Consider the following 17,561-nt stretch of genomic DNA (forward strand, 5'->3'; position numbering starts at 1 on the left):
GAGGTGAAACCTAAATGAATATTCTGGTAACCGGTGGGGCCGGGTTTATTGGCTCCCATCTGGTAGAACGCCTGCTGCAGCATGGGCACAACGTATGGACACTGGACGATATGTCTACCGGTAACCTGCATTTTTTGGACGAAGCTACCGAAAATAACCGTCATTCCATGATTTATGGCTCAGTCACCGACAAGTATTTGCTTAAGGAACTGATGGAACATTGCGATGTTGTTTTTCACTTGGCGGCGGTGCTTGGTGTGAAAAATACGGTAGAGAATCCACTAAAGGTCATTGAGGGCAACATCGACGGAACTCGAAACATTCTGGAGCTCGCTTATCATAACAAGATGAAAGTTGTGTTTGCTTCTACTTCGGAAATATATGGAAAAAATAGCCAAATCCCTTTCGGGGAAGATGCTGATCGCGTTTTAGGCGCTCCTTCCATCCATCGCTGGTGTTATGCAACGGCCAAAGCGATCGATGAGCATCTATGCTTTGCATATGCCGAGAAAGGGCTTCGCGTCTCCGTAGTTAGATACTTCAATGCCTATGGCCCAAGACAAACCTCTTCCCAATACGGAGGAGTCGTAGCGCGTTTCATAAAAGCGGCGCTTCTCAATCAGCCACTGGAGGTTTACCATGACGGCTCTCAAATTCGCTGCTTTACTTTTATACGGGACACAGTGGAGGGTACACTTTCCGCAATGGGCAATCATGCGAATGGACAGGCGTTTAATATCGGCTCCGAGCACGCGATCGCAATTCGCGATTTAGCGCATAAAATTAAGGATTTGACCGGTTCCTCATCACCTATCGTTTACATTCCTTACGCTACGGCCTACGGCCCTGGGTATGAGGATATGCCCGTAAGAATGCCGGATTTGACCCGATCCCGGAGCATCTTGCATTACGATCCATCCGTTTCCCTTGAAGAGGGCCTTAAAATGTCCATTGAATGGTTCAAACAGCAGATGAAGGATGAGGGGATGTAAATGAAGGCTATCGTTACCGGCGGTGCAGGATTCATCGGCTCCCATCTGGTTGAAGCCCTTATCGCTGAAGGTGCTGAGGTCCATGTCATCGACAACCTGTCAACGGGCAACATCAATTATCTGCCCAAGGGTGCTTCACTACATCCTTTGGACATTCAAAGCGAGAAGGCTGCCGATACAATCAGGCAGCTTTCTCCCGATATCGTTTTTCACCATGCGGCTCAGGTCGATGTTCAGCGCTCCGTGATGGATCCCGGCTATGACGCCGCCATCAATATCGCAGGAACCGCAAATATCCTGCAGGCTTGTGTCCACTCGGGGGTAAAAAAGATCGTTTACGCTTCCTCCTGCGCTGTTTACGGGGAGCCGAAAACCGCCCTCATTCACGAGCAGGACCCTGTGCAGCCGATCTCCTTCTACGGAATTTCAAAGTATACGCCTGAAGCTTATTTACGGGTATTCCACCAACTTTACGGTCTGAACTATACGATTTTGCGTTATGCCAATGTTTATGGACCTAGACAGACCCCTAAGGGAGAGGGAGGTGTCGTGTCAATCTTCCTGGATCGAATTCGCAAGGGTACTCCGCTCGTGGTTTATGGGGACGGTGAGCAGACCCGCGACTTCGTGTATGTCAAGGATGTGGTCAGGGCGAATCTCGCTGCAGCGCACCAAGGTGACAGTCAAATTATTCAAGTTGGGACGGCGCTCCCGACTTCGGTAAATGAGCTTTTAAGTTCACTCCAACGTATTCATGGAGAGCAGCTGCACGCCGTCCATCGGCCTGAACGCCCTGGGGATATTCGGCATAGCTGTCTGAGCAACATCCTCGCCTACAAGGTTCTCGGCTGGAAACCGAGATACGACATTAACCGCGGATTGCAGGAAACGTATCAGTATGTGATGAACCAGTACTGAAACCTATGAAAAACAACTAGGCTGCCACGGCGATCCAAGCAGCCCAGTTGTTTTTCAAATATTCATCCGAGATAGGATTTGCGTCATCGATTCCCTAAAGCGGTTCTGTGTGAACGCGTATTCCTGCTGGATTTGTTCTCGGTGCTGCAACGTTCCCATTCCATCATGCCAGCGGTAAGCCGTTAGCGACTCGTTCAGGAAAGGAAAATGGACCCCTTTCTGTATCACCCTATACCAGAAGTCCAAATCATGAGTATATGGGAGCGATTCGTCAAATAAACCTACACTGGAAAACAGGTCCCTTCGCATCATGACGGTACAGCCGTTCACCGGATTCGCATTTAGAAAGGAGCGATAAAACATAGTAGTGCTGCGTAGCATGTTCGCCGGCGCAACGTTGTATTGCGTTACGTTTCCGCCGCCGTCGATATAATGAAAATTGGTGTGGGATATGGCTGCGCTCTGCTGCTGCATAAACGAGACCTGCCGACTGATTTTCTCCGGATAAAATAAATCATCCGAGCTGAGCCAGGCGATATATTCCCCGCTCGCGTGCCGTATACCGTGGTTGAGAGCGGAAGCCGTCCCGCCATTCGCTTTCCCGAGATAATGGATGTAAGGGCGATAAGGGGCTAACCGCTTTGTATGGCAGGTGGACCCGTCATCAACGACGATGATTTCGACCGGGTTGTAAGTTTGCTGCAGCGCGCTGTTTACGGCCTGCTCTACGTACGGGCAATTGTAAAAAGGAATAATTACCGTAACCTTCGGTCTCATCGGAGTTCTCCTTTCGTACCACGAAAATAGTTCATAACATCGTTTAATGAAGTCTGAAATGGAATAAGCGGTCTCCAGCCCAGTCCCTGTAAAAAGGATGGCAGCACCGGCGCAAGGTTCCCGTCCGGCGGCGCTGCGGCTGTGTCCGAATCCCCCCACTCCAGATTAATCCGGCCTTTTGCGATTCTCTGAATCACTTCAGCCACCTCCTGAAGGGTACGCTCCACTCCGCTGCATACCGGATACTCCTTTCCGCTATCCCCGTAAGCAAGCAGATAGCCATACGCCCGGACAGCGTCGCGCACATCGAGAAAATCCCGCCTTCCTGATCTCGATGACAGCCGGAAAGGCTCCCCTGCTGTTCCAAGCTCCGCTTGAGCCAGCCTGCGGCCGAGCAGGGAGCAGATTCCCGTGGAAGGACCTGGGCCGATCAAATTAGACGGCTCCGCAACCATAACATCTTGGCCGAACAGTCCATTCCAAGAAAGGGAAAGCACCTTTTGCAGGCTTTTACTCAGACTATAGGGATGAGGCGGACGGTAGGGCGGCCCCAGCGGGACGGATAAACGGGACCCTGCCACTAGCACGCGGCATGCTGAATTTGCTCTCAGTGCTTCAAGCAGGTACAGGAGGGAGAAAACATTGGTTTCCATATACAGCAGCGGATTGTTCCAGGATTCGGGGACCGAGTTCTTCCCTCCGAGATGCAGCACGTAATGAGGTGCTATTTTCTGAACGACTTCGGTGATCTGACGTGGATCAAGCAAATCGCACGCATAGTAGCGAACCCCGGGGAAATCGCTATCCGGGAGCGTTTTGTGAGTGAGACCGGCTACCTGCATGCCAAGATTGGCAAAATATCGACAAGCGTGCATTCCGGTAAAGCCCGTGGCGCCTGTAATGAGAATTACGCGACCACGGAGCGTTTTTCCCTCATCCATTGTTCCAACTCCTTCAGCATATCCCGGTAATGCGGCACCTCATAGCTCCAATCGCTCCGGGTCTGCACCAGGGTCCGGTCCTGAACCGGCTCTTCGCTCGGTAATACGTTTACCCCTTGCAGACCCCATATCTCCTGAAGCAAAAGCAGCAGGTCATGCTTGCTAATGGCTTCAGGGTGTGCAAGATGGATGAGACCCGACACAGAGGAGGTGAGGAGAGCGTCGATCGCTTTTGCCAGCTCAAGCGTAGTTACGCCGTTCCACATCACTTTGCGGTATCCTGAAACGGTTCCTTGACAGTGCATAAACCACTCCATTAGGCCAATACCGCCTGTGCGGATCTCAGGCCCGATGATCGAGGTGCGAACCGTCACATGACGTGGCGCCCGGACCTCACCGAGCGCTTTCGTCAATGCGTACACACTGGTTCCATCCGGCATGTCATCCTCGCGGTAGCAGCCGCGGTTTCCTGAAAATACGCAGTCCGTACTGATATGGATCAGCCTTGAGCCGACTTGATCCGCAGTTCGGGCAAGGCGGTGCGGCAGAAAGCCATTAATGTGATACGCACCGACTCTATCCTTTTCCGCAAACTGATTCAATATGCCGATCGCATTGATCATCACATCCGGCCGCACCGCCTCTACGACCTTCTCAACCATCATGCAGTCCGAAGCGTCAACGACGAGCGCACTGGAATCAAGCGGATCCCGGCTTGTGTAAAATACGGTATGGCGGCCCTGACGCTTGAAATACTCCACGAGCATGTGGCCGGCCATCCCGTTTCCGCCCAAGATTAACAGCTTCATGACAGGAACCCCCCACGCTGCAGGATTTTCCGAATCTCCTCTTTCGTCATCAGGTTATGAGCGGAGCTGAAGCTGCTGAAGGAGACGTGCGGGCAATGCTTGTAATGCTCCTTAAGCTCAGGGATGTTAATCGTTGGTAGAATGACAAGGTACTGCTCGTCATAAACGACTGTAGACAGGCTTTCAAACTCGCTCATCAAAATTTCGTGGATTTTCTCCCCGGGACGAATTCCTCGCTCTACAAGCCTTACATCCTGCAGGCCGGAATCCTCGATCAGCACCTCCGCCAGATCGACGATTCGGCAGGTCGGCATCGTCATGACGAAGATTTCCCCGCCCAGGCTTTCAACCGATGCCTTAAACAGCAAAGAGATGGCATCCGGCAACGTAAGGAAGAAACGGGTCATATTGATGTCCGTAATGGAAACCTCGCCTTTTTGACGGATTTGATCCTTGAATAGATGGACGACGCTGCCATTCGTCCCCAGCACATTGCCGCCGCGCACCGTAACGAACCGCGTTTTCCCGCGGAGCAGGTTCGCATATACGATCAATTTTTCGCCTATGGCCTTGGTCATGCCGTAAAAGTTCGACGGATTGGCAGCCTTGTCGGTCGAAATATATATCAACTTCTCCACATTGTTCTCAATCGCCGCTTCGATCACATTTTGCGTGCCGATCACATTCGTCTTCAGCGCCTCGTAGGGCTGATCCTCGCAGACCGGTACATGCTTCAGAGCCGCAAGATGGAACACGTAATCGACGCCCTGACAGGCTGTTAACAGCGCCTCTTTGTCGCGAATATCTCCAATGCAAAAGCTAAGCCGCTCATTCTCAAATTCCCGGCTCATCGCCACCTGAGTAGACTCGCTTCTGGAATAGATGATGACCTCACGCGGCTGCTGTGGGAGAAGCTGCGCAACTAGCTCATGTCCCCAAGAACCGGTGCCGCCGGTGACCAAAATACGTTTATTTTCAAACATGCCGTTTCCCTCCAAGCAGAAATTTGACAACCTTTACCGACACGTCCCTGGCTAGATATCCTTCCGGTCGCTCCCACTCACGCGGAAGCTCCCCAATAACTGCAGCGGATCGCAAAATGCTGTCCGCATCGAGTCCTGAAACGATATTGCTACCGCAATCGACCGTTTCAGGTCGTTCCGTCGTACGCCGTAGTGTCACAGTCGGAATTCCCATGATGCAGCATTCCTCCTGCACCGTACCGCTGTCCGTTAACGCACAATAGGCGTGGCGTTCCAGCTTAACGAAGTCAAAGAAGCCAAACGGCTCGTAATACTCAACAAGCGGATGCATGCTTAGCTTCAACTCCTCCGTCAATTTCGAGCGGGTCCGCGGATGTATGCTGCAAATGAGGCGTTTCCCAAAGGCTTCCGCAACCTTGCTCAGGCCCTCCATTATTTCCTGCAGGTTCGCTGGCTGATCTACGTTCTCCGCCCGATGCACGGTGACTAAATAATAGTCGCCCCCTGTAAGCTTCAGCCGTTCAAGAATATCGCTACCTGCAATCTGCTGCTCATAATGCTGGAGCACCTCGTAAATCGGGTTTCCGGTCAAAACGATGCGATGGCTTGGAATGCCTTCAGCGAGTAGATTATTTTTACTTTGCAGCGTGTATGGCATGTTTATGGAAGAGATGGTGTCGATGATTTTGCGGTTCTTCTCCTCCGGCACCTCCAAATCGAAGCAGCGGTTTCCCGCTTCCATATGGGTTACCGGGATCCCCATTCGCTCAGCCAGAATAGCGCATAAAGCGCTGTTTGTATCCCCCAGCAGCAACACTCTATCCGGACGCTCATCCTGCAAAATCCGCTCTACTTGCGAAAACATAGCGGCGAGCTGCTCTCCTAAAGTAGACTGACGGTCCTGAAGGACATAATCCGGGTGTCTAACCCCGAGCTCTTGAAAAAAAATATCGCTTAAACTAGCGGTAAAATTTTGCCCTGTATGCACCAAAATGTGCCGATCCGCGTACTGGTCCAGCAGAGGAATAATTAGGCTCAGGCGAATGATCTCAGGGCGGGTGCCCAAAATCGTCATAATTTTCACGTTCTCACTCCCTGGTGTGTATGGTTTAACGACGAGAGCGCCGGGCGGATGCCAAACGTCCACGTCCCTTCCTCCTTTGTGCCCGGGCTTTTGTCACGGCAGCTCGGCGGAGTGATCTTAGACGGCGTTTTCGTATCGACTTTGAACGCCCCTTCTTTCTAGCGGAGCGAAGCCGACTTAGTTTCTTGTTTGCCTTTTTCATACGCAGCCTGCTCCTTCTCCGTACGACGATAGGGCTTAACGCGCTATCCACTGCGACCGGTATAGGTGTCCCTGATATCGAAGAATCGCCGGGCGATTCATTCACACTCTGAAGGTCGTTTTCGGGGGAGGGCACAAGACCATCCACACGTCTCACCATTTCTAGAAACCGTCCCATATACGCCGCCGGACCAAACGCCGACTCCACCTGAACCCGATTTGATTCACCAACCAGCTTCATCGTCTCTGGCGAGGCAAGCAGCTCCGATATTTTTGCCGCGAGTTCCGGAGTTTCCCCCGTCTTCACGAGATAAGCATCGTTCCCCGTCGCATTAAAAATTTCCTGTAGCCCCCCGGAGGCATAGGCAATGACCGGTTTGCCAAAGAACATCGCTTCCATCGCGGTCATCCCGAACCCTTCGCTGACCAGGCTTGGAATGACCGTGATATCCATGGCGGAGTATGCTGCTTCTATACTCTCTTCGTGATTGATGAAAACAATCGGCCGCCCCGTCGCTTCGGCAGCCTTCCGCCGAAGCGAACGATAAAATTCGCGGTCCACTTCTCCTCCTATGATCACGAAGCGGACTTCCGGATAACCCCGCGCGACCTCAAGCGCAGCCTGAATAAAATGCTCCGGCCCTTTCTGAGCGATCAGAAAGGAGGAAATGTAGCCGACAACCGTCTCGCCAGGACGAATCCCCCATTCGCGTCGTTTGCTCTGCCGAAGCTGAGGCCACAGCTTGGGATGAATGTCCCCGCCATCCCATGAAGGGAACAGAAGGCCCAGCTTATCCCCCGATTCTCCTTTTCGGAAAGGCAGCAAAGTGGTTTCGGAAATGCCTATAATCAAGTCGCTATGCCGTTCGATCAATTGGGTCGCTTGTTCTGTATATGGGTTATCCGCCACGAATTCGGTAATATGCCACACGACAGGAATGCCGAGCGATTTTGCGGCCATCGCCGGTACAATATTTACGGACGTATTGACAAACACGACATCGGGACGCTGCTCCGTTAACAGCTTAATAACATGGGCCGCCTCTTTTCCTCGCATCATCTCTTCTGCATCCCGGGTCAGATTCTCATAAGGGGAGCACATGCCATATAGCAGAGGAGCATCCCTTATCATCGTCATGAGACCTGCTTTTCGCGCCAGGTAAGTCAATCTTCCTTCCTGAGGAGCCACCAAGGTACAGTCAAAATGAGCGGAAAACCGCTTAGCCAGAAAAAGCAGCAGCTTCTCGGCGCCGGTTATATTGCGCAGATTACTGACATGTGTAAATAGAAACAGCTTCTTTCGCCTAGACACAAGTCTTCACCTCCCTGTGAAGATCCTTCAGACCTTTACCCGAAAATGTAGCGCAATAGCTCATCAAGCCGGTTGCTGTACGTGTGGTCCCGATATGTTCGCTCCAGAGCCCGCAGAGCGATTTCGCGTCTTTCCTGCTCGTGAGTTAAATAGAACTGAATTTTCAGGAGTAGTTCCTCCGGGGAAGAGAATGTTTCGATTTCCTTTCCGGGAGTATAAAATAAAGCTAAATCATCGCGGGCATCCACCAACTGCAGCGTGCCACAGGCTGATATTTCAAAGGTTCTGGGATTCGGTGATACAGCCAGTATCCCGGCTGTGTTATTGTTCACTGTCTCCTCAAAGGGGGAGCGGTGCAGGTTCAAAATGATTTTTGTACCGCTATATACCTCAGCCGTTTCCGCTGGTCCCATCCACTTGCCGAGTTCGATATGGTCCTGAAACTGGGGGTATTCCGGCAGCCGATCCCACCAAATCCCGTTGATCATCAATCCATGTGCTATGAGTTCGCCGATGATTGGCTGCAGGAACTGCACCCGGTTCCAGTAAGCCGAGCCGATGAAGCTAAGATTTCTGCGGACCGGCGACCGAGATAAGGTGGGGCGATAATGCTCCGTATAAGCTGCAAACGGCAAATAGTGCACATGGGCGCAGCCTGCATTGCTATAAAGATCCACACAATTCCGCTCCAAAGTAAACACATAATCATAATGAGACGCTAGACTTACCGTAATGTCCGTGTAGTAAGGATCATCCGTTAGCCATACAGCTGTCGGAATACCTTTTGCTCGAACCGCATCGATCTGCTCGGTCGGCATTTCCATGCCATCCAGCACCAACACCAGATCAGGCCGAAGTCCGGTGACTAAATCAGAGAGAACCTGGCCTTGCTCGTATATAAACAGCTCAGACACTAGGGTTTGCAGCGTTGCCGAAATCGCTTCGTCGATCGGAGCATAAGGAAAACCTTTGCCCGATCCGACATACAATATCTTAAGGTTGCGAACGGGGAAAGGAGGTCTTTCCTGCTGAATGATAACGCTGGCCCGGCCGCGCAAATACCCTTCCTCGTACCCTACCTTCAGACCCGCTGTTCGACCAAGCTGCGACGGATCAGCAGCCCCATTTCCAAAAGCAGCGATTGCGGATACTGCCAATTTCTCTGTCAACATGCCGTCACTCCTTCAATTTTGTACGTTTTAATCCGATTGACGAAAACCTATCAGGAAACTGTTTCAAGAAGCAGGTCAATCCGACCGACATAGTTATGGTTGAGGCGTGTCGTCCAGAGCGAGCGCCAGGCGACTATGTTCCGTTCCGTCTCATGCTCCAAATAATAGGCAATTTTGCTTACCAGCTCCGCAGTATCGCCAAACGTTTCCATATCGTAGCCAGGTCGATAATGCTTCGGAAGATCAGCGCGAACGTCTGAAATCTGAAACGCTCCGCACGCTGCAATTTCATATGTCCTAGGATTGATGGAACCACCCGTTATATTGAGTCCGTTCCGATTGTCTTGCCCCGGTGTCGATGGGCGGTGCAGATTAATGACGATCTTGGAGCCGTTGTAATAGGATACCGTTTCCTCGGGCGGTATCCAACCGCTCCGAATGAACCTTGACAGGCGCTCGTAGTTTGTCAAGCGGTCCCAGTGTCCTCCGGCGATCAGCACTTTTTTATCCTGCAGGAACTCCGCCATTTGGTCGAAAAGCTCCACCCGGTTCCAAAAGGCGTTGCCGATAAAGCAAACGTCAAATTGATAACCGGATCCCGTTTCTACCGGGCGGAACAGTTGCGGATTGGCTGCGAGCGGAAGATAGTGAACCTGCTGACAGCCGGCGGATCGATAGAGCGGTACGCATTCCATTTCATGCGTAAACACCACATCGTAATAGCGGCACAGCCGATACGTGTCCTCTGTAAAATAAGGGTCGTCGACAAACCAAACGACCGTGCGGATGCCCATCTCGCGGATTTGGGCGATTTGCTGGACATGATTTTCCGGGAACACGTGAAGGGCGTTCATCACCAGCACCAGATCGGGACGACGGCTGGCCGCTTCCTCGAGCATCGTTTCCGGACGCGCGACAATACATTCTTCGGTCAGCTCGTATAGAGCATTTATAACTCCCGCATCAATCGCCTCAAACCCTTGGGGAACATAAAGTACGCGAATGCCTCTTTTCCGGGGAGACACTGGAGTAACACGATCGAGAACAGCCTGACAACCGCCGTAACGGTATCCCTCCCTATATCCGGCCTGGTAAGCCTCTCCTCTGTTTTCTCTCTCGTTTCTCAAGTTCTTCATCCTATCTATGTGGATTTCCTGGGTCTTAATAAATATATGCTGGGTGGACACGTGCATCATGGACGACTACCCGGAAGCCGGATAAATTGGCGAATGTCATCAAGCAAAACGTCTATTTTGGCGTGCCCGACAGTCTCTCGCAGCATGCTGCAATCCGGGTACATACCATGAAAATAAGAAAAACCTAGCCTGCGGCTAGGTCCTTGTCTAACCCCATACGTTTGAGCATGGGGAAGGGAATTGGGTATGCTCACACCTCCGATTTTGTTGAAGAGGGCTCACCCTCAGAAATTTCATAAATTCTTACGTGTAAAAAAAGTGACGATGCACGTATAAACGCATGCACCGTCACTTTTTGTAGTATTTACGCCCACTTCGGAGTAGGCTTTTTTTATAAACAGCCCTTTTGAACAATGTTTATTTTAGCTGATTCTTATAAGCCAGCTTATGACCATCCTCATAGCCTTGGGAAAATCCGGAGTTAAACCCTTCCTGGTATGCCTCGTTGTAGGCTTGATCGTATGCCTTCATGCCTTCGGGAGTTGCGACCGCAGAAGATAGAGGATCGGGAACTGAAGCAGGCTCCGCAACGAATGGAGCTGGCTTTACCACAGCCCGTCTTCGTTTAAATCTTCTCCTCCGTCTGCGTAGTCCACGCACCCTCTTCTTAAGGCCTCTTTTTCGGGTAACCTTCTTCCTCCCTCGCTTAAGGGATAGCTTGCGCCGCTTGCTACCTGACCGGATTTTCCGGGCTGCTTTTGACTTTGTCCGGCGGCTGCGCCGGACTTTGGTTTTGGTCATTTCTTCAGTCCTCCTGTTCTCCTCGGGCAACGTAATTTGCTGCAAAACATGATTCCGTAATCCATGGCGATGAAGGAGTTCCATGATAAATACGATAGAGGGGAATTCCGCATACGGAGCGGGCCATCGCCTCCTGATATTTCGTGAGCACTTCAATATTGCGGACAAGATGTCTCGCAGTTTCTCCAGACAACTCAGTCACATCGGCCAGGCTACCTAAGATTCGCGCCATCGCGAGCTGGCTTTGGGCTAGAGAATCTATCAGCCGGAGCTTGGCTTCCTCTCCGTTCTGAAGATAGTGGATCATTTGCTGGAATCCTCCAGGTCAAAACCACCACCAAACAAACCGCCGAGTCCTCCTTCTCCGCCAGCTTCCTCCTCCTCTGTAACGAGCACTGTCTTCAGGTTGCTGCATAGGCCGTTTTGCAGCTTAGTAAGACCTTCAACCATTTCAACAAGCTGCTCATGAACGTCGAGCGGGTCGGACAGCTGCTTCTCATGGTCATTATAGCTGCTCTCCGCCACATGATTCAGTATCCAGTTTCGGACCTTCTCAGCCTCTACCGCCTTAGCCTCAAGTATCATTGCCACATTCCACTGAATCTTGGCGGAAGCATCCAATATGTTCAGAAAAGCTTGTTCTCTGCTCATGACATCATTCCCCGCTTCTGTCGTTTCACTCTTCTTCTTGGCCCTTCAGTTCTTTGATCACAAGGCCCAAGTTTTCAGCCATTGCTTCCTGAAGATCAGCGATGGCGTTTAAATAAGAAACCACGCTTTTGTTAATGCGACCGGTATTATCCAGAATACCGGGTGCACCTGCAAAAGCGGGCTCGGCATCAGGGATGGCGTGCACGATTTGCGCCATACGTACCGCGACCTGGCGCTCGGCATCGATCACCCTCGCCATCTGCTGATGGGAGTGGGACATATGGACAATCATCTCCGTAATTTTCTGCTCCACCCTTGCTCCTCCTCTTCAATAGCTTTCCTTTTTGACCGGAACAGGGGCCCCCATCCGGTACCTCGCTTTAACATATGCCGAGTTGGATATGTGCGTTCCAGAAGAGCCGGCTACAAGTCTTCGCTGCGCAGCATCGGAGGAGGGAGAATGGGTAGTCCTATCGGAATATCCTGTACCTCCTCATAAGATATCAATTCCGGTCTAGGCTGCAGCCCCCATGAGCGGCAGGTATAGAGGGATACTATTTCTCGTCTTGTTCCCCGATCGATTTGATACATACGCCCATTCGTGCTGTGAACAACCTCTCCGTCTTGCAGCCTGCTTGCTGTGTCTGATGCAGATAAACGCTTGTCTTGGAGGGAGCGAGCGGGTCCGGAAGGAAGCTGGAGTAAATCCACGACCGACAGACGAGGCGGAGCTTGCTTTTGTCCATCGTTTGCCGTCCAAGTTCCATCAAGGGGGTGGCGTACGCCGTTCTCTAACCAATACATTTTTCCAGAGCCTGCCTGAACCCATGTATGGGTTGGAAAAAAGTCCGCTGCTCTTCGTCCTTTCAGAGGATCCGCACCGGATGCATGCAAGTCGGACATTTGCCGGTACAGCTCCTGCAACTCTCCCCATTTCTCCGAATAAAACTTCTCGTTTCGGGAATTGACTGCAGCGAACCCCTGCTCCCCCAGGCCTTTCATGGTCATGCTGCCGTAATGATGAACGAAAGTATCTCCGGCAATAACCATCATTTTTGCTTGTAAACGGAGGCGGGCAATCCAGTCGTCATCCTCAAAATTTCCAATTTCATACCCTTCGTCAAAATACCCCACCTGTTCGAATGTGTTGCGCGGCAGCAATAAACAAAACCCAACAAGCCGATTCGTCATCCGCCACTTTTCGGCATCTGCCTTATTATAGGCTGCGGCAAAGGAAGGCATATCCGTTACGTCTTCATAGGGCACATCGATTTGCTGCTCCCCGCTGATGTAATTCGTCACCGGGCCGACGGCCGCAGCTCCCGGGAAATGCCGGAGACAGTTCAGCATTTGGTCAAGCCACCGCTCCGTAACCAGTACATCATTGTTCAGCAGTACGATCGTACGCCCTTTCGCCATCAATAGCCCAGTATTGATTGCCCGTGCAAACCCTAGGTTTTGCGGATGTATCGCCAGCCTGACGGGCCCGCGGCGAAGCCGCAATAAATCCGCCGTACCGTCCGTCGAGCCGTTGTCCACCACGATGATTTCATAGGGGGGAGCGGTATGGGCTTCTATACTTTCTAAACATTGCTGCAGCAGGTCTTTCCTGTTATAGGTTGGGATAATAATGCTGGTTCCGTCAAAATCCTTCCCGAACGATTGCCTTCCCGCCTCCATACCGCGGGCATAGCCGGCTTCAAACCCGCGGTTGTAATCGAGAAGCCTGCGTTCCTCCCGCTCCGGGGTTAGGACTGCAGGGCGATTTTTACGTTTTTTTAGCGTCCTGCTTATTCTGGTCACCAATGATTTACACCTCCTGAACAGGCTGCAGCATCGCTTTGCCTATAATAAGTTGGTTGGCCAAATGGCCGAAATCTATGGCTACCTTGCCGTATTTTTCTGCAATCTGCGTGCAAAGGATAACTGCCGGTATGCCGGCAGCCACAAGGGCCAGGTCAAAGGATTTGCCCTGGGCCAGTTCCAAAATACGAGGAATGTCCTTTACCCCTTGAACCGGGGAGATGTAGCTTGTCGTTTCAAACCCTCGCTGCTGCAGCATCTTGGTGAGTTCAGCTGCATTATTACCTATAGCCAGTATGCAGCGGCCTTTAAGGAGCTTTCCTAAATATCCTTCCTCACTCAGTTCGTAGTTGATCGTGGATGTCGTTAACCGAAGACCCCGGTAATCGATTCCAAAGTGGCGAAGCACAGGAAATAGCAATCCCTGAAAAGAGGGGTGGCGTGATTGCGGGATTCCTACAATGTTCGCCGAACGAATGGCTGCCGCTAATGCCTCGCGAGAGGAGTGATCTGGAATGTTCACGCCGGAATGCGGCAGGAACGCCCCCCATTGCTTAACCTTCTCAGTGGGAAGAATGGTATCATGGGCTAAGGTAAGCATTTCACCGTCTCCAAGCCGAACGACCGAAAGCGGGCGCCCACTCTGAAGAGCCTGCTCGATTTCCCCATAAACCTCACCAGCCGAAAGCAAGGGATATAGCGAACCGGAGACGGCTTGAAAACCGGCAGCGATCACATCATCCACCGTCACCTCAGGCAGTATCATCCTCTGGGGAATGAGCCTTCCCAGCTTCGCCTCGCCCCCTTCAAAATAGCCCTCCCGGTATCCATCCTCATAAGCGGCGGCTGTCATTTTCTCGCTTGATGCTGTCTCAGCTGCACGATTCGCCGGTAGGTTTATGGCGGTTACTGCGTCAGAATCTGGAGAAACGGCTTTTTCAAGCGAATCCTCTGACTGTGTTTCCATCAAGGATGAATCGGCCATCGATGGCGAGGGTTTGCCCCCAAGAAGGGTTTTCCCACCAGATGAGCCGTTTGTCAGCCGTCCGCGGCCAAAACGGCGGCGTAAACGAATAGGCCGGCCATCCCGACGCAGCCTTCCAACCCGAGACCGGCGACCGCTGATCCCGCCTTTCGTTTTTCGTTTATACCGTCTTAAGTTGCCTGCCTTGGACATTACTGCCGCTTGGCGCGAACTCCGGGTCGAGCGGTTCTTTTTCGAGAGATGCTTCATATTTTCCCTCCCTCTGAATAACAACTGCCCGGGCCTAGCGGAAAGGAGAGCGGCCCAGGCAGATATATGCATAACTCAGTGACTTTTTGAGCAGGTATCTATTTATGAAAGCTGTTAGGGAAGTACCCCTTTCATATGAATCCCGGCCTCATGCAACGATTCGAGCGTCCCGGCATCTCCCCACCACAGCTTGAGAACATCATATTCAAGCTTTCCTTCTTTGGCATATTTATTGTTCACATCGGTAATCTCAAGCTCTCCGCGGGCGGAGCGGCTAATGCCGCGAATGACCTCAAAGACAGCATCATCGTACATATATATCCCGGTCACAGAATATTTCGACTTGGGCTTTTTCGGCTTTTCTTCGATATAGGCGATCAGTTCAGGGTCGTCATGGTCGAAAACCGGAACACCGTATCTTCTAGGATCGTCAACCGGCTTCAGCATCACCCGCGCACTGCCCGGAGGCTGCTGCTTGAATTTCTCTACATATGGGGTCAAGTCGTCTAAAAATAAATTGTCCCCGAGCAATACGACGAACTTCTCACCTGGACTGATAAAGCCTCCGGCAAGATCCAATGCTTCGGCGATCCCGCCTGCAGATTCTTGTATGCGGTAAGTGAGCTTCACGCCAAAGTTCTCACCGCTCCCGAGAAAATCTGTATATAAACCAGCTGATTGCTTGCCGATGACCATGAGAATGTCGGTGATTCCGGCTTGGCGCAGCCGTTCTATGCCGTAACAGACCATCGGATGACTCCCGACAGGAAGCAGATGCTTGTTGATCAATCGGGTCAGCGGGTATAGACGTGTTCCGGTGCCTCCCGCCAAAATCACACCTTTCATGAACTCTCCTCCCAAGTAAAATGCTGATATCTACATAAAAATCCAGGGATCAACTCCCCATTTCTCTATAAATTTGTTTCGGTTATCCTCAATAAGGCCATTCCAGCCTTCTGGATGGTTAGCTTTGAAGCTTGCGCTTCCCGCATGATATACCAGCGTATCCCCGCAAATCAGCAGCCGATAGCCGGACAGTCTCGCTCGGTAGCAAAAATCATCGTCTTCGTAATGCCCCGGTGAATAACGTTCATCCATAAGTCCAACCCTGCTCATCACCTCACGCTTAAAAAGCAAACACATGCCGACAAGCCGCTGAACATCCTGCCATTTTTCCGGATTGGACCGATTGAATTGTTCAGCAGCCTGCTCAAAGCTGTCTCCTCCCCCGTAAGGAATTTCAATCTGCTGGCGCCCGCTTGCATAATTCGTTACCGGGCCGACCAAACCAATCTCGTTTGCGCTCCCAAGCGCTAACAGCATATTAGACAGCCATCTAGGGGAAACGATGACATCGTTGTTCAAGAGCAGCAGCTGATCTCCGGAAGCAACCGACAGCCCTCGGTTGACGGCGAATGGAAAACCTTCGTTTTGTGGAAGGGCGACAAATATGAGCCGCTCACGAAGGCAGTACTGTGCGGTATTATCCGTCGAACCGTTGTCAACCACAATGATCTCATACGGCACCTCCGTATGGCGCCTGATGGCTTCGATACAGGGAGCGAGCAGGTGAACCCCGTTATAAGTAGGAATAATAATGCTGGTCAAACCGACTACGCTCAAAGGGCATTCCTCACTTTCGCCAATTCGCTGCGGGGGAGCGTCGTGTATCGCAGCCGGACGCCCTCCATCTTCATGACTTCGCCTAAAGCCTCTACATGGTCGCCGAGTATCAGCCCGGCTACCGCATTTCCCGTTCCGGTATTCCCGCCGCGTATCCGGTTTTTGCGGACCACATCCACCGAATGCGGCGCATTCACCGACAACCCGGAGGCAAGTGCCAGCGCCTGGGCCTTAGGAGGAACGATCAGTGCGTGCGGGCTCAATACGGTTAGAGCCCGGCGTGATAGGGCATGAGGTACGGCTGTCAGCGAGTTGGCCTTGAGATCAGGTCTACCCAGTGCCAGGTTCAAAAACGATTTACAGCGTGATACCTCATCCTGCTGTGGAAATGGAGGAAGATACGGCGATATGTCATTTAACGCCAGATCGCTCCCCCGATCTACCGCCAACAAGAAAGCGGCCAAGTCCTCCGCAGCCACACAAATGTCCCCATCGGTAAACAGCAGCGTATCGCCGGAAGCTGCTGCGGCTCCAACCGCCCGGCCAACATCATGCCCTAGTCGATCCGGAAAGCTAAGTATCATCATTTTCGAATCCCGCCTAACCGCAGTAAAGCTTCCATCACTGCAGCCGTTCAGGACAATGATGATTTCATGTAATGGCAGCTTCTGAAGCTCGGTGACTACCGCTGGCAGCGTCGTCTCTTCATTGCTGGCCGTTACGATGGCCGTGGCCTGCCCCTGAAGCGGCAGCGGTATCCACAGCTTTGACGGATCACCCTTAGCAGCAAATCCTCCGCGATAAGCTAAGGCAATCTGCAGCAGCGCAGGAAAAGGTAGATCATCCGGCGCGTTTTCCTTATACCAGCCTTGAAAGGACTGCTGCATTTGCTCTGAGGAAGACAGTCCGCTCACGGAGCCCTCTGCTGCTGCTAAAGCAACCCCTGCACCTGCTTTAGCAGCAGCAAGCTCAAGGTGCTTCCACTTCCATTGGCCCGCCCCTGCTGCTCTGGAGGTTTTGCCTTTCCTCCGAGCACCGAAACGAATTTTGGGTCGGCCGGGCCTTTTTCTCGTTTTTTTCGAGGATATGAACTTGCCAGATTTCCTGGTCTTCATGTGTATTTT

At 51.9% G+C, this 17,561-nt stretch carries 19 protein-coding genes; 2 read left to right on the top strand and 17 right to left on the bottom strand.

What is annotated here, in order from left to right; translation table 11 throughout:
* Positions 1 to 14: 14 nt before the first annotated feature.
* Together ACFQ3W_RS18545 and ACFQ3W_RS18550 are read left to right on the top strand one after the other, a co-directional pair.
* Positions 15 to 992: an NAD-dependent epimerase/dehydratase family protein gene (locus tag ACFQ3W_RS18545; protein WP_379320721.1), complete on the top strand. Its 978-nt coding sequence runs from the start codon at positions 15 to 17 to the stop codon at positions 990 to 992.
* Positions 993 to 1,910 carry an NAD-dependent epimerase/dehydratase family protein gene (locus tag ACFQ3W_RS18550; protein WP_379320722.1) on the top strand — a complete coding sequence of 306 codons (918 nt, stop codon included), beginning with the start codon at positions 993 to 995 and terminating at the stop codon, positions 1,908 to 1,910.
* A gap of 54 nt (positions 1,911 to 1,964) precedes the next feature.
* Here the strand turns inward: ACFQ3W_RS18550 and ACFQ3W_RS18555 are convergent, their stop codons facing one another.
* The 17 genes from ACFQ3W_RS18555 to ACFQ3W_RS18635 form a co-directional block, all read right to left on the bottom strand.
* Entirely contained in the window at positions 1,965 to 2,687 is a 723-nt protein-coding gene (locus ACFQ3W_RS18555) for a glycosyltransferase (protein WP_379320723.1), read from the bottom strand.
* Positions 2,684 to 3,628, bottom strand: a complete 945-nt coding sequence (locus tag ACFQ3W_RS18560) for an NAD-dependent epimerase/dehydratase family protein (protein ID WP_379320724.1) — start codon at positions 3,626 to 3,628, stop codon at positions 2,684 to 2,686. The genes ACFQ3W_RS18555 and ACFQ3W_RS18560 overlap by 4 nt, the downstream gene beginning before the upstream one ends.
* Positions 3,595 to 4,437 carry a dTDP-4-dehydrorhamnose reductase family protein gene (locus ACFQ3W_RS18565; RefSeq protein WP_379320725.1) on the bottom strand — a complete coding sequence of 281 codons (843 nt, stop codon included), beginning with the start codon at positions 4,435 to 4,437 and terminating at the stop codon, positions 3,595 to 3,597. The genes ACFQ3W_RS18560 and ACFQ3W_RS18565 overlap by 34 nt, the downstream gene beginning before the upstream one ends.
* Positions 4,434 to 5,420 carry a polysaccharide biosynthesis protein gene (locus ACFQ3W_RS18570; RefSeq protein WP_379320726.1) on the bottom strand — a complete coding sequence of 329 codons (987 nt, stop codon included), beginning with the start codon at positions 5,418 to 5,420 and terminating at the stop codon, positions 4,434 to 4,436. Before ACFQ3W_RS18570 ends, ACFQ3W_RS18565 begins: the two co-directional genes overlap by 4 nt.
* Complete coding sequence (gene wecB, locus ACFQ3W_RS18575; protein ID WP_379320784.1) at positions 5,413 to 6,504, bottom strand: non-hydrolyzing UDP-N-acetylglucosamine 2-epimerase; 1,092 nt, start codon at positions 6,502 to 6,504, stop codon at positions 5,413 to 5,415. The genes ACFQ3W_RS18570 and wecB overlap by 8 nt, the downstream gene beginning before the upstream one ends.
* Before the next feature lie 25 nt (positions 6,505 to 6,529).
* Positions 6,530 to 8,017: a glycosyltransferase family 4 protein gene (locus ACFQ3W_RS18580; protein WP_379320727.1), complete on the bottom strand. Its 1,488-nt coding sequence runs from the start codon at positions 8,015 to 8,017 to the stop codon at positions 6,530 to 6,532.
* 35 nt (positions 8,018 to 8,052) lie between these two features.
* Positions 8,053 to 9,189, bottom strand: coding sequence for a CgeB family protein (locus ACFQ3W_RS18585; RefSeq protein ID WP_379320728.1), 1,137 nt, complete (start codon positions 9,187 to 9,189; stop codon positions 8,053 to 8,055).
* 50 nt (positions 9,190 to 9,239) lie between these two features.
* Positions 9,240 to 10,325 carry a CgeB family protein gene (locus ACFQ3W_RS18590; RefSeq protein WP_379320729.1) on the bottom strand — a complete coding sequence of 362 codons (1,086 nt, stop codon included), beginning with the start codon at positions 10,323 to 10,325 and terminating at the stop codon, positions 9,240 to 9,242.
* 417 nt (positions 10,326 to 10,742) lie between these two features.
* Positions 10,743 to 11,126 carry a hypothetical protein gene (locus tag ACFQ3W_RS18595; RefSeq protein WP_379320730.1) on the bottom strand — a complete coding sequence of 128 codons (384 nt, stop codon included), beginning with the start codon at positions 11,124 to 11,126 and terminating at the stop codon, positions 10,743 to 10,745.
* Positions 11,127 to 11,130: 4 nt separating this feature from the next.
* Positions 11,131 to 11,433 (bottom strand): hypothetical protein, encoded by a 303-nt coding sequence (locus tag ACFQ3W_RS18600; RefSeq protein WP_379320731.1) that lies wholly within the window; start codon positions 11,431 to 11,433, stop codon positions 11,131 to 11,133.
* Complete coding sequence (locus ACFQ3W_RS18605) at positions 11,430 to 11,777, bottom strand: restriction endonuclease subunit S (protein WP_379320732.1); 348 nt, start codon at positions 11,775 to 11,777, stop codon at positions 11,430 to 11,432. Before ACFQ3W_RS18605 ends, ACFQ3W_RS18600 begins: the two co-directional genes overlap by 4 nt.
* A gap of 25 nt (positions 11,778 to 11,802) precedes the next feature.
* Complete coding sequence (locus ACFQ3W_RS18610) at positions 11,803 to 12,090, bottom strand: nucleoside-diphosphate sugar epimerase (protein WP_379320733.1); 288 nt, start codon at positions 12,088 to 12,090, stop codon at positions 11,803 to 11,805.
* Positions 12,091 to 12,200: 110 nt separating this feature from the next.
* Complete coding sequence (locus ACFQ3W_RS18615; protein ID WP_379320785.1) at positions 12,201 to 13,580, bottom strand: glycosyltransferase family 2 protein; 1,380 nt, start codon at positions 13,578 to 13,580, stop codon at positions 12,201 to 12,203.
* Between the two features lie 7 nt (positions 13,581 to 13,587).
* Positions 13,588 to 14,814 carry a GT-D fold domain-containing protein gene (locus tag ACFQ3W_RS18620; RefSeq protein WP_379320734.1) on the bottom strand — a complete coding sequence of 409 codons (1,227 nt, stop codon included), beginning with the start codon at positions 14,812 to 14,814 and terminating at the stop codon, positions 13,588 to 13,590.
* A 114-nt stretch (positions 14,815 to 14,928) separates the two neighbouring features.
* A complete protein-coding gene (locus ACFQ3W_RS18625; RefSeq protein WP_379320735.1) occupies positions 14,929 to 15,660 on the bottom strand; it encodes a sugar phosphate nucleotidyltransferase in 732 nt (243 codons plus the stop codon).
* A gap of 30 nt (positions 15,661 to 15,690) precedes the next feature.
* Positions 15,691 to 16,437 (bottom strand): glycosyltransferase family 2 protein, encoded by a 747-nt coding sequence (locus ACFQ3W_RS18630; RefSeq protein WP_379320736.1) that lies wholly within the window; start codon positions 16,435 to 16,437, stop codon positions 15,691 to 15,693.
* Positions 16,434 to 17,552 (bottom strand): glycosyltransferase, encoded by a 1,119-nt coding sequence (locus tag ACFQ3W_RS18635; RefSeq protein WP_379320737.1) that lies wholly within the window; start codon positions 17,550 to 17,552, stop codon positions 16,434 to 16,436. Before ACFQ3W_RS18635 ends, ACFQ3W_RS18630 begins: the two co-directional genes overlap by 4 nt.
* Between the last annotated feature and the right edge of the window lie 9 nt (positions 17,553 to 17,561).

It is taken from the genome of Paenibacillus puldeungensis, from assembly GCF_042678945.1.
GTDB lineage: Bacteria > Bacillota > Bacilli > Paenibacillales > Paenibacillaceae > Fontibacillus > Fontibacillus puldeungensis.

Excerpts from the sequence above, each read along its gene's own strand:
- ACFQ3W_RS18590 (WP_379320729.1), bottom strand. The coding sequence starts at position 10,325 with ATGAAGAACTTGAGAAACGAGAGAGAAAACAGAGGAGAGGCTTACCAG.
- ACFQ3W_RS18625 (WP_379320735.1), bottom strand. The coding sequence starts at position 15,660 with ATGAAAGGTGTGATTTTGGCGGGAGGCACCGGAACACGTCTATACCCG.
- ACFQ3W_RS18565 (WP_379320725.1), bottom strand. The coding sequence starts at position 4,437 with ATGAAGCTGTTAATCTTGGGCGGAAACGGGATGGCCGGCCACATGCTC.
- ACFQ3W_RS18560 (WP_379320724.1), bottom strand. The coding sequence starts at position 3,628 with ATGGATGAGGGAAAAACGCTCCGTGGTCGCGTAATTCTCATTACAGGC.
- ACFQ3W_RS18545 (WP_379320721.1), top strand. The coding sequence starts at position 15 with ATGAATATTCTGGTAACCGGTGGGGCCGGGTTTATTGGCTCCCATCTG.
- ACFQ3W_RS18620 (WP_379320734.1), bottom strand. The coding sequence starts at position 14,814 with ATGAAGCATCTCTCGAAAAAGAACCGCTCGACCCGGAGTTCGCGCCAA.
- ACFQ3W_RS18555 (WP_379320723.1), bottom strand. The coding sequence starts at position 2,687 with ATGAGACCGAAGGTTACGGTAATTATTCCTTTTTACAATTGCCCGTAC.
- ACFQ3W_RS18595 (WP_379320730.1), bottom strand. The coding sequence starts at position 11,126 with ATGACCAAAACCAAAGTCCGGCGCAGCCGCCGGACAAAGTCAAAAGCA.
- ACFQ3W_RS18550 (WP_379320722.1), top strand. The coding sequence starts at position 993 with ATGAAGGCTATCGTTACCGGCGGTGCAGGATTCATCGGCTCCCATCTG.
- ACFQ3W_RS18635 (WP_379320737.1), bottom strand. The coding sequence starts at position 17,552 with ATGAAGACCAGGAAATCTGGCAAGTTCATATCCTCGAAAAAAACGAGA.
- ACFQ3W_RS18605 (WP_379320732.1), bottom strand. The coding sequence starts at position 11,777 with ATGAGCAGAGAACAAGCTTTTCTGAACATATTGGATGCTTCCGCCAAG.
- ACFQ3W_RS18570 (WP_379320726.1), bottom strand. The coding sequence starts at position 5,420 with ATGTTTGAAAATAAACGTATTTTGGTCACCGGCGGCACCGGTTCTTGG.
- ACFQ3W_RS18600 (WP_379320731.1), bottom strand. The coding sequence starts at position 11,433 with ATGATCCACTATCTTCAGAACGGAGAGGAAGCCAAGCTCCGGCTGATA.
- ACFQ3W_RS18585 (WP_379320728.1), bottom strand. The coding sequence starts at position 9,189 with ATGTTGACAGAGAAATTGGCAGTATCCGCAATCGCTGCTTTTGGAAAT.